Below are 10,698 nucleotides of genomic sequence, written 5' to 3'. Positions count from 1 at the left end.
CCCTCATCTCCCTCATCTCCCCCTACTCCCCTACTCCCTTAACCTCCCTCACGCGCCACTAGTACTGTGACATCGTCGCGATCGCGATTAAAGTCTCGGTATAAAATACCTGCTATTAAGCTGGGATGTTTGTAACTCAGCCCTGGATAGCGTTCTAATCGCCACTGGCTACTCAAGCCGTCAGAATGCATAATCAAGATTCCCGAAGGATGCCATTGGTGAGTAAACTCTTGGATTTTACGGGCTTCATGACCAACAGTACCATTGTGTGATATGAGATTATAGTTTTTGACTGGGGAAAGAAAACTAGCAGCAATGTTACCTACGCCTGTAAAGCTAATGGATTGCTGCTCGAAGTTGATTTGGGCGATCGCTAGCGCTGCCCCCCGCGTACTTCGCAATGCTCCATGCGCTGCTTCGACAATTTCTTTGGGGCTTTTGTGGTTAGACTCTTCAAAGATTCTGACAGCTTCTAGGGAGGCTTTTGCAGCTAAGGGGCCGTGACCCAATCCATCTGCTACTAATAATAGACAGAGCTGTTGACTAACTTTGCTAGCCCAAGCATCACCGGAAACTTCTTCACCTATTTTAGGTAGACATACCACCCCTAATTCTAGCTGTTCTGGTAGTGAGGCTGATAAAGGAGCAGCCCAAAGCTGGCTGAGAATGGCGGTTCCTTCATTCGGACGAGAATAAATTTCAAATACATCCGAGAGGCGAAAGATTGCTCCTAAACCGTTGCCTGGAGTACCAGCAGTAGAAAAACCATCGCGGAGGCACTCGTCGATATTGTCAATTCCTGGCCCTTTATCGAGGGACAAAATTTCAATACCCAAGACATTCTGCTTATTGATGGTTTGCAGCAAAATCAGCCCTTCTTTGGCATGTTGTAATAAATTGTTGGCAATTTCAGTCACGACAATTGCCACCTTGCCTTTTGCCGTCTCGTTAAAACCAAGGCTGCTGGCGAGAGCAACAGCATTTCGCCGCGCTTCACCTGCCTGACTCGGCTCTGATATAGATAGAACGGCGGAATTGCTCATTGTTCTACTTCCATTTTGTAATTGTGACGCAAGTTCCTTCGCCTACACGGGAAATAATATTAAATTCGTTGACTAGTCGTTTTGTACCACTCAATCCCATACCTAAGCCATTACCGCTGGTGAAACCGTCTTTGAGTGCCAGATCGATATCGGCAATTCCCGGCCCTTGGTCTTCAAATGTCAACCGCAAACCCCGTCGCCTGCCTTCTTCTAGAGCTTCCAGCTTGACAGTACCACCGTCCCCGTAGATGAGAGTGTTGCGCGCCAGTTCGCTGGCTGCTGTGACAATTTTAGTTTGGTCTACTAAACTAAACCCCAGTTCCACTGCTAACTGACGCACTGCTTGCCGAACTAAAACGACATCCGCAGAAGATTCAATACTCATAATTTCAAGCCTCTGCATACCCGTTGATGCTCCCCTCGGCGGCAGGGACATGAGATGCGTCTCTACTTGACGATGCGCGCAGTCGTGTCATCCCCTTCTCTACGTTTAAAGCAGTGTGAATACCAGTCAAAGAAAGGCCTAATTCTACTAAAGTAATCGCTACTGCTGGCTGCATACCAACTACTACAGTCTGAGCATCAAGTATTCGTGACATTTTGGCAATATTACCCAGTATTCTGCCAATAAAGGAATCAACTATTTCTAAGGCAGAAATATCGATTAGTACCCCACGAGCATTGGTGGCGGCAATGCGATTGGTGAGATCGTCCTGTAAAGTCATTGCGAGGCGATCGTGCATATCTACTTGGATTGTTACCAGTAGGAATTCGCCCATCTGAAGTATGGGAATGCGTTCCATAAGACACTCCTGACTTTCTACTTAGCTTGGGGACGGACAATTGTAAATCCTGTGCGTTTCAGTGCTGTCAGGAAAGCGTCTGCTAAAGATGACTTGGTAATTGTATCTGTCAAATCTATTCCCAGATAAACAATTGTTTGGGCAATTTGAGGGCGAATTCCGCTAATAATACAATCTGCACCCATGAGCCGAGCGGCGGTGACTGTTTTAAGCAAATGTTGTGCTGTCAATGTATCTACAGTTGGCACGCCAGTAATATCTATAATGGCAATCTCTGAACCTGTCTCGACAATTTTCTGCAATAACGACTCCATCACCACTTGAGTCCGACCGCTGTCTAAAGTGCCGATCAGCGGCAATGCTAAAATTCCATCCCAGAGCTTGACTACGGGAGTGGAAAGCTCTAGCAACTCTTCTTGCTGGCGTATAATTACTTCTTCACGACTCTTTTGATAAGCTTCAATCGTCAAAAGCCCTAACTTATCTAATAGTGTTGTTGCTAGCCAGATATCTTCTATTAAGTCTGTAGGGTTTTGGCTGAGTTCTTGACGCAAATAATTGAAGAGTGGTTGTTTGAGCGAAAACACAAAAATAGCAGTTTCCGATGGTGTAAAGCCTTGCTGCGATCGCGTGCGAGAAATACTATTCAGCATTTCTCTGACTTCCTGCCACTCGGCTGATTGAATATTACTTAAATTACCTCCCTGAACCGCATTGCTCAATAAATAGAGAAATTCTTGACATTCCTCCCGCATTTGTGTCTCTTTAATTAGGCCTTTGCGAGTGCTGATGGACATCAATTCCTCAGTCCATTCTGCTAATATTTCGCCTTCATACTTTGTTAGAATATCGGGAATTTTACTTCCGTCCCTCGCTCCCATACATTGATTCCTTTCACTGAAATCTTATTCAGATTTTTTGTATAAATTTGTACTTCAAGCTTTTAAGTTAACTAGCTCCATAGCGTTGGTTTAATTTCTTAGGCTATGAGCAACCAACTTAAGTTGGAAATAGGTATCTCAAAGCTATTTAATTCACTCATTAATTATAAAGATATTAGTGCCACACAAACTTGTTGCGTTCCAATTAACTCAAACGACTGAAGACCAAGGGTTAATTGACTCACGGAATAGAGAAAACAGCGGACACAAAAGAATTCAAGGGTAAGTATAGAGTCCCTAACTCACACCTCTATCTCTGCGTTGGCGATCCTGATGAGTTTTGGTTTTAAGCTGTCGCGCATTTAATTTGCATATGTTTTCGTGCACCACCTGTATTTCCTCATTCATCCTGTGGCTGTCAACAAAAATGATTACAACAGCATTTTATTTAGAAGTTAGGAGTACAGACGCAGGCGATCGCGTCTGTACAAGGGAGTTAGGAGTTAAAATTCCTCAAGTATAGCCGTAGTCACACCTTTTAGGACAGTGTTGATTGCTTAAAGCTTTGAAACAACTGGATTTCAACTCAGCACTCAGCACTCAGCACTTTGCTATAAGAAAAGAACCGATCTTCTCCTTCCCTTTTGCTAGCTTCAAACCCTAGCATATTTATCAATTATCTTGGCAAAGTCTGGCACTGCTTCCTCTACGTGTTTTTTCGCTGAACCGCGGAGTTTGTCATATGTTCCTCGGACAATTGGGCGTTTCGCGCTCTTGACTCTCTCATCGGTAACGCCTAGCAGTGCTTCTGCCGTGCGCGAGCGATTTGCATCAAGATAAGCAACTGGGTTGCCATTCTGCACGCCCTCACTCCAGATCGGATCGAGCGCTGTGCAGCACTGCGGTAGAAGCTGCTCGACAACGTAGGAAATGTATCCTGGCTTGACCCCTTTAAGGGCGCTGAAAGCTGTTTTTAAAGCAATGCCGCTGATGCCTGACTTAGAAGCAAGCTGTGCTTCTATCATGTTACAGCAGTCGTCTACGACCATAGTCTTTTTGTCCGGGTTCAAGAGTCCGTCGCTAAGTCCCATTACACTCCTCTTTGATGTCAAATTGCTTGATTTGTCTTCAATTAATTTTCCTATCTACTGGAATTTTTAGCTCATTTTGGTAGTTTAAACAAAGGTAGAGCAGTCAGAGCTATCGTTACCCCAAGTTATATTTGGAGTATCTAATTTTACAGATTGAGCGAATCAAAGCGATGCACGTCCTGCTGTTTTTCATTGTCACTACTTTGTTTGCTGGGGGCTTGATTCATTTTTGGAATGATATCAAAAAGTTTCATTCTCAGCCAATTTTCTCTACAGTGTTAGGCTCTATCTAAGAATTGAGTCGAAATAGCTTGACTGATTCTCTTGGTTCGTAAGCAGCGATCGCGATCTATTTTTCCTTGGCACTACTAACCGAATAACTGCGTCAACTATGTTGTGCTAAATTACTGTATTAATTTTCCTAGTACAGAAATTTAGTATTCGTATGGAATGAAATATAAGCAATTAACCTTATTTAATAAGCAGAAGTAATGGCAAGTCAGTTTTGGAAAAACAGCAGAGGAGTTGACGGAACTTTAACTAACTTACTATCCAACCCTGGGCGATCGCTCATTCGTCAAGGTTGGTGGCTTTTAAGGAAGCGTCTGTTGCCATTATTATTTTTGATATCATTCTTTGCAGTATTACTACTCAACAGCTTCGCTCCTGCTATTGCCCAACTACCCCCTCAACCACGCCAAGAAATTCGTGGGGTATGGCTGAGTGGTAACGATTTTGGCGTTTTCAGGAATCGATCGCAAGTGCAAACAGCCATGAGCCAACTACGACAGTTAAACTTTAATACTGTCTATCCCGTAGTCTGGAACGATGGCTATACACATTATCCCAGCGCCATCATGCAAAAAATGGATATTCCCTTTTTCTTCAAGGGAACTGATGGCCAAGATGTGATTGCAGATATTATCAGCCAAGCGCGCAGACAAGGGCTACTAGCAATACCTTGGTTTGAATTTGGTTTCATGGTTCCCTTAACTTCGGAAATCGCGTCTCAGCATCCTGATTGGCTGACACAAAAACCGGATGGCACTCAAACTTCAATTAGTGCTGCGGGTGAAGTAGCGTGGTTGAATCCCTTTCACCCGGAAGTGCAAAAGTTTTTCGGGGAACTCGTCACAGAAGTTATCGCTAAATACGATGCCGATGGCGTGCAATTTGACGATAACATGAGTTTACCTGTGGATTTTGGTTACGATAAGTACACGATTAGTTTATATACTCAAGAAACTGGCAATCCTCCCCCACCCAATCCCCAAGCCCAAGCCTGGATAAAATGGCGGGCAGATAAAATCACTGCATTCATGGTAGACCTCTACCAAACTGTAAAAGCTCAAAAACCGAATGCTATTTTCTCTGTTTCTCCCAATTACTATGATTTTGCTTACAAGCTGCAATTGCAAGACTGGCTGAATTGGGTACGGTTGGGTATTGTCGATGAGTTGGTCATGCAGGTGTACCGTAACGATCTAGAAAGTTTTATCGGTCAAATTACTCGCCCAGAAATATTAGAAACACAACAAATCATCCCAACTGGTATTGGTATTATGGCGGGGTTACGAAATCGCCCAGTTTCCATAGCACAAATCCAATCTCAAGTACAAGCAGCACACCAACGCGGTTTAGGTATCGGCTTTTTCTACTACGAGAGCCTTTGGGATATCGCACCAGAACCAGCAGAACAACGACAGGCTGCATTTGCAGCTCTTTTCCCAAATCCGGCGCTGCGCGACATCTCTGAAAATACACCCCGCCAGCCAACTTTTAACACCATATCCTTACCTTTATATACAAAGCCTTCCCTCGGTCAACGCGTTCGCGGCTATTTTCTGCAAGTGGCGATCGCCAATGGTCAGCCAAAGCGTATTTTGTTAGATACAGGCTCGGCAGGACTGCGAGTACCCAAAGAGTTTTTGGGTAATGCTCCTATCCGCAGAACTGGTCAAAATATCAAGGAAGTATTAAGTGATGGTACTATTCTAGAAGGAGAATTAGTTTATACTAATGTCCGATTTGGTTTGATTCCTGCCGCAGAACCCGTTCCCGTACAGGTGGTTACTAGTCGCCAATGTACTGCACAAAAACCTAATTGTTCGGCAAAGAGTGGCGTACCATTTTCGGGGATTATTGGTGTCAACTATTTTGAAAAGTCACTTCCCTATAATCCGTTGAGAAAATTACCAGGAAATTTGAGTAACGGATTTATTGCGATCGGTAATGGTGGTACTAACAACAATGGCAGTTTAATTCTTGGTTTGACTACCGATAATCAAAAAGATTTCAAAATGGTTCCTTGGAGTCCACAAAGCGAAATTGATGGTGTACCCGGTAAAAGATGGGATTCTCGACTTAGCAAAGTTTGTTTAACTGTTGCTGGAAGTTCCGCAAAAAATTCTTGTAATGGCATCATGATAACGGATACTGCAACTATTAATGGTTTGACTGAATTTAAGTCAGCTGCCACAGCAGGTAAACTTAAGCCAGGAGCATTACGCCCAGCAAATGCTGTGAAGATAGCAATTAATGGCATTTTTGATTACAGTCTGACACCAGGAACTCGTGACGGATTTAATCGCTCGACTTTGAGTATCTCGCCACAGGCAGAATTTCCAATATTTGTAAATCCAGGTATCGCATTTTTTGATAAATACGATGTCCTTTTCGATCCAGTTAATGGAAGACAAGGTTTTCGCAGTCGGCGGTAAGTTTTTCATATCTAAGTTATGAGAAAGTTTCGTCTTTTAACTTAGAAATAAAGCTAGCTCATAAAACCATGAGTCGTTCAAACCCAATCCTCAATTTCCAATACCTTTTACTAAAAAATTGAAGAATTCAGAAGTTAGAATCAATCAGTCGTGAATTCAGACTTGCGACTGATTGAAGACCTCCAAATTATAAATTTGTAGGAGGTTTAAAACCTGTTTATTCATCCGCCAGTCGCACAGAATTCATACTGAATTCTGGCTCCTGACTCCTGAATTCTGTTTGATAACTTTTAGTTAAACGAGTAAATAAAAGTATACAGCAGTAAATAAAGAATTAGGGAACAGAAAATAGCGTATAAAGTCTCCTAATATATGGCTTGATTATGACAATTTGTACCCAATTTACCTGCAATCTACTGTATCTAGTATGTTGAGTCAGAAGAACAATAATTATATGCGTTTACCGCTCGTTCTTAGTACTGGAATATTAATATTTTTAGGCTTGAATATTCCACCAGTAATGTCTCAAAATTCTGTGCAAATAGTACAAGCACAGAAAAGCAATAATTTGAATTCAAGGCGATTAAGATTGAATCGCAATTTGTGGAATCGGCAAAATATTTCCAGCTACAAATATACACTGAGCAAGAGTTGCTTTTGTACGCCAGAAGCTAGAGGGCCAGTAGTTATTTTAGTACGTAACGGTAAAACAATTTCCATTACTTCTGTAGCTACTGGTAAACCAGCTAATCCAGAGTTTTTTCAAAATTACAATACAATTCCTAAGCTTTTTGATGTCATTCAGGATGCTATTGACCGTAAAGCATCCAGCCTGAACGTGCAGTATAATCAAAAACTCGGCTATCCAACCCAAATTAATATCGATTACAACAGTCAGATAGCCGACGAAGAATTATATCTGACAATTGAGAATTTCAAGAAACTTTAAATATATAACAAAGTGCTGAGTCCTGAGTGCTGAGTAAAAACCCAGTTGCTTTGAGGCTTTGAGCAATCAATACTGTCTTAAAGGGTGTGGTTACGGCTATAGCTTTGAGAGCAACTTCCAAAGCCATACCACAATTGAAATATCATCTCGCTAACTGTCAGGAATGTAAAATTTTGTAGAACCAATTTTCAAAGCGATCGCCTAGTGCTTGGAGAGAATATTCTGTTTCTGCTTGCTGGCGACAGGCTTGACGGTCTATTTCATCCAGACGAGCGATCGCATTTATTAAATCAGGAACGCGATCGGGTTCTACTAAAAAACCAGTTTTGCCATCTTGGATAATTTCCGCCGGGCCACCCCGACGATAAGAAATCACTGGTACTCCACAGCCTAGGCTCTCGATTATCACATTTCCAAATGCTTCTACCCAACGAGGTGTCATTAGTAATGCTCTACACTGGCGTAGTACCTGCTGCATTTGATTTGTTGATAAAAATCCTAAGTATTCTAAAGGCGCATTTGGGTAATTTTGACAAATTTTTTGCCAGTATAAATCATCTTGAATTTTACCCATAATTTTTAGAAGAATATTTGTCGCTTGTGACGCTGCGACTGCATCCTCTAAACCTTTTTCTGGGGCAATTCTACCTACCCAGGCTAGTTGTTGTTTTGGTTCGCTGCAAAAATCATATAGTGATAAATCAATGCCGTTACTAAGAATAGCAGACTGCTGCTCAAGAGCAAAAGTAGCAGCTTGAGTTTGAGTATGAAAGCCAATCGTATTAGGAAATTGCTGTGCTAATTTTTTGATAATTTCGTCTAGAGCATTACTTAGCGAACCCATGCTGACTAAATGAGCGATTGGTCGATGGAAAAAAGGTGTGAGGTAGAATGGCAACCAATCGTAAGCAAAGTTCACAATTAAGTCATAGTTAGCTTGAACTTGACGAGCATAATCCCACATATTCGCCAGCAGAGAATTTTCTGGCATAGTAATAGGATCTTTACGTTCTTGGCTTTGGGCAATAATTTGTAAATTGCCAGGAATTTGTACCAATGGTAAATCGTTCCAAGTAGAATTTGTGGGGGCGACGATTTGTAAGTGATGTCCTCGCCGAATCATTTCTTGAGCAACGTTATACAGAGTCAATTCTACGCCGCCCCCAAGCCCACTACCGAGGGGGCCAACAGGAGTGGAAACAAAGAGTAATTTCAAAGTTTTGGCAGAAATAGTCATTTATTCAAGAATCGCTATATTCAGTTAATCTTAAATATTTTGATACTGCCTAGTTTTGATAAATCAATCGAATTACTATTTAGATATCAAAATGATAAGATACAGCCCCTTCCTCGTTGACTTGAAAATTCGCATTAAATTCTTTAGCTTTTTCATCTAGATATTGTCTGGCTACTACTGCTGGTAGTTGTGAATGCATTGCAAATCCTAAAACAGTTACCCGCCCTTGATTTTGTTGTAACATGTGATAGAAAAGCGATTGTAGGCGATCGCTTACTTGTTCCTGAATTGCCTTTTCCTCACGTCTGCCTTGACGGTATAATGCTACGCTTAACCATCCACCTAGCACCATAGTTGGAACGCCAAAAATTATACCTTGTCTAGCAGTAGTATCAAGGAAATAAAGAGCATCTTTATTCACAAAGTCTTGCACTTCCTCTGCATCACCTTTTGGGATTGGCTTCAGCATACTATTTTTCTCAAGTATCGCTGATACTGATAGTGTTAAAAACATGAATCCGAGTGTTAGTAGCCAACCCGCAGCTAATTTTTCAGCAGTTTTCATAATTCCACTTCAGATTTACACCGTTCTTGCGATTCTAACCTTACTTTCGTCAAGGTTCCAGTAGTTCGATTGTTCTCAGCGTTAGCTTTTTAGCCTATTTTCGTGACAAAAGGAGGTTTATGCAAGTGATTGCTGACTAATAAATAGCAACTCTCATTTTATTAGGACTTATGCCTCTTTTGTTACTTTAGGAAAAGAAAAAACAATAAGAGATTCAACTAGCAAGAAGGAAACTGAGAGGAGAAGCGCGAAAATCATTCATAAAGTCGATTAATTTCAGAAAGCAGCGTTTCATGCCAGGAATGTGGAATACTTTGAGCCAAGGTTGAATCAAACAGTAAAAAATATATGGTTGGATAATTAATCTCAGATTATTTAAGGCACTCTTCCATGTTTTACCATGCTCCCAATTAGGATGTTGACTATGTTGAGAATAATTAAAGTCTATTGATGAAGGTAATTCTGAACTAGATGTTGATTGAGTTTGGGCATGAAACTGAAAATAAGTAGCCTGAATGCGATACTATTCCATTCTCTGTCTTGCCTAAGTTTCCAATATATTGACTAGTCACATAATCAGTTGATTTTCCCTTTTTCTTATCTCCGGTTTCGTCAATACATAAAATTATTTCTCTTTCACCAATAAACGTTTTTATCAACCACAGCCTAATTTCTCTTAATTTTTTGACATCCCACAGTGCATCTCTCAAAAAATGATGTAGTGTTTGGCTATCTTTTAACCCTACTGTTTTAGCTATTAGGGGTAGGGTTTTTCGCGGAATTTCTGAAAGTATGCCTAAATGTAAGAATTTGAAGGCTTCAAAATGCCTCACGTCCTCAAACAACGAATAATAGTGTTGGCAATAGTTATCTATGAATGCCACTGTGCTTACTGGCTGTCTGCGCGGCGTAACCATTCCTTTTACTTGCTTTGTCTGCTTTCTTCCTGATTATACTCTCCCCGTAGTAACAAAAGAGGGCTTATACCAATTTAATATGAAGCTGCATAGAATAGAGCTTCGAGGATAAAGTGATAAGAAGAGATAGAAATTACCTGCTCAAATGTAAGTTGGTCAAAGATTTCTTGGATGCGATCGCGTAAAGCCTGTAAAGAAGAGAAAATTTGATTTTTTAGAGGTTTTTTGAGAAATTGCCAAAGTCTTTCGATGGGATTGAGTTCAGGGGCTGATGGTAGTTGAAACAGAGGAATAATATTTTCCGGCCAACAAATTGCTGAACTGGTATGAGCAGGTGCTTGGTCAACCTATAAAAGGGAGTAGGGAGTAGGGATTGGGGAGTAGGGAAACTAAGCCGCCCCCTTCGGGGCGGGGTTTCAACCTATCTTGTGCAATACAAGGATTTTTCGCGCCACAAGGGGCGAGGCTTTAACCTTTTTCGGGGCTAATTTC

Annotated in this window: 9 protein-coding genes and 2 pseudogenes; 2 read left to right on the top strand and 9 right to left on the bottom strand. The window is 41.4% G+C overall.

Annotation, left to right across the window (positions count from 1 at the left end):
• Positions 1–38: 38 nt before the first annotated feature.
• The 5 genes from I8752_RS29575 to I8752_RS29555 all read right to left on the bottom strand — a co-directional run bounded on the left by I8752_RS29575 (position 39) and on the right by I8752_RS29555 (position 3,818).
• Entirely contained in the window at positions 39–1,043 is a 1,005-nt protein-coding gene (locus I8752_RS29575) for an ATP-binding SpoIIE family protein phosphatase (RefSeq protein WP_214435779.1), read from the bottom strand.
• A gap of 4 nt (positions 1,044–1,047) precedes the next feature.
• The gene (locus tag I8752_RS29570; RefSeq protein WP_225895988.1) at positions 1,048–1,428 is read right to left on the bottom strand and encodes an anti-sigma regulatory factor; all 381 of its coding nucleotides are present in this window, start codon (positions 1,426–1,428) and stop codon (positions 1,048–1,050) included.
• Between the two features lie 4 nt (positions 1,429–1,432).
• On the bottom strand, positions 1,433–1,846 hold the full coding sequence (locus I8752_RS29565) for an STAS domain-containing protein (protein WP_214435777.1): 414 nt from the start codon (positions 1,844–1,846) through the stop codon (positions 1,433–1,435).
• A 17-nt stretch (positions 1,847–1,863) separates the two neighbouring features.
• Entirely contained in the window at positions 1,864–2,727 is an 864-nt protein-coding gene (locus I8752_RS29560; RefSeq protein WP_214435776.1) for an STAS domain-containing protein, read from the bottom strand.
• Between the two features lie 653 nt (positions 2,728–3,380).
• Positions 3,381–3,818 (bottom strand): DUF6918 family protein, encoded by a 438-nt coding sequence (locus tag I8752_RS29555; protein WP_214435775.1) that lies wholly within the window; start codon positions 3,816–3,818, stop codon positions 3,381–3,383.
• A 491-nt stretch (positions 3,819–4,309) separates the two neighbouring features.
• Here I8752_RS29555 and I8752_RS29550 point away from each other — a divergent pair, with 491 nt between their 5' ends.
• Positions 4,310–6,538: a glycoside hydrolase family 10 protein gene (locus I8752_RS29550; RefSeq protein WP_214435774.1), complete on the top strand. Its 2,229-nt coding sequence runs from the start codon at positions 4,310–4,312 to the stop codon at positions 6,536–6,538.
• 520 nt (positions 6,539–7,058) lie between these two features.
• Positions 7,059–7,487, top strand: a complete 429-nt coding sequence (locus tag I8752_RS29545; RefSeq protein ID WP_318780909.1) for a DUF6174 domain-containing protein — start codon at positions 7,059–7,061, stop codon at positions 7,485–7,487.
• 157 nt (positions 7,488–7,644) lie between these two features.
• On the opposite strand, the gene I8752_RS29535 is transcribed toward I8752_RS29545, so the two are convergent.
• The 4 genes and pseudogenes from I8752_RS29535 to I8752_RS38880 all read right to left on the bottom strand — a co-directional run.
• The gene (locus I8752_RS29535; protein WP_214435771.1) at positions 7,645–8,724 is read right to left on the bottom strand and encodes a glycosyltransferase family 4 protein; all 1,080 of its coding nucleotides are present in this window, start codon (positions 8,722–8,724) and stop codon (positions 7,645–7,647) included.
• 79 nt (positions 8,725–8,803) lie between these two features.
• Complete coding sequence (locus I8752_RS29530) at positions 8,804–9,289, bottom strand: hypothetical protein (RefSeq protein ID WP_214435770.1); 486 nt, start codon at positions 9,287–9,289, stop codon at positions 8,804–8,806.
• 521 nt (positions 9,290–9,810) lie between these two features.
• Positions 9,811–10,206: pseudogene (locus I8752_RS29525) on the bottom strand (transposase); the annotation flags it as partial.
• A gap of 74 nt (positions 10,207–10,280) precedes the next feature.
• Positions 10,281–10,538, bottom strand: a pseudogene (locus tag I8752_RS38880) (IS630-like element ISAcma28 family transposase); the annotation flags it as partial.
• Positions 10,539–10,698 lie beyond the last annotated feature (160 nt).

Source organism: Dendronalium phyllosphericum CENA369 (assembly GCF_016056275.1).
GTDB classification, from domain to species: domain Bacteria; phylum Cyanobacteriota; class Cyanobacteriia; order Cyanobacteriales; family Nostocaceae; genus Dendronalium; species Dendronalium phyllosphericum.
Note: the sequence above shows the minus strand (reverse complement) of the source record. Positions and strands in the feature narration are given on the sequence as shown.

What these genes read in the sequence shown, in the direction of transcription:
- I8752_RS29535 (WP_214435771.1), bottom strand. Translation starts at nt 8,724, where the DNA reads ATGACTATTTCTGCCAAAACTTTGAAATTACTCTTTGTTTCCACTCCT.
- I8752_RS29560 (WP_214435776.1), bottom strand. Translation starts at nt 2,727, where the DNA reads ATGGGAGCGAGGGACGGAAGTAAAATTCCCGATATTCTAACAAAGTAT.
- I8752_RS29545 (WP_318780909.1), top strand. Translation starts at nt 7,059, where the DNA reads ATGTCTCAAAATTCTGTGCAAATAGTACAAGCACAGAAAAGCAATAAT.
- I8752_RS29570 (WP_225895988.1), bottom strand. Translation starts at nt 1,428, where the DNA reads ATGAGTATTGAATCTTCTGCGGATGTCGTTTTAGTTCGGCAAGCAGTG.
- I8752_RS29575 (WP_214435779.1), bottom strand. Translation starts at nt 1,043, where the DNA reads ATGAGCAATTCCGCCGTTCTATCTATATCAGAGCCGAGTCAGGCAGGT.
- I8752_RS29550 (WP_214435774.1), top strand. Translation starts at nt 4,310, where the DNA reads ATGGCAAGTCAGTTTTGGAAAAACAGCAGAGGAGTTGACGGAACTTTA.
- I8752_RS29555 (WP_214435775.1), bottom strand. Translation starts at nt 3,818, where the DNA reads ATGGGACTTAGCGACGGACTCTTGAACCCGGACAAAAAGACTATGGTC.
- I8752_RS29530 (WP_214435770.1), bottom strand. Translation starts at nt 9,289, where the DNA reads ATGAAAACTGCTGAAAAATTAGCTGCGGGTTGGCTACTAACACTCGGA.
- I8752_RS29565 (WP_214435777.1), bottom strand. Translation starts at nt 1,846, where the DNA reads ATGGAACGCATTCCCATACTTCAGATGGGCGAATTCCTACTGGTAACA.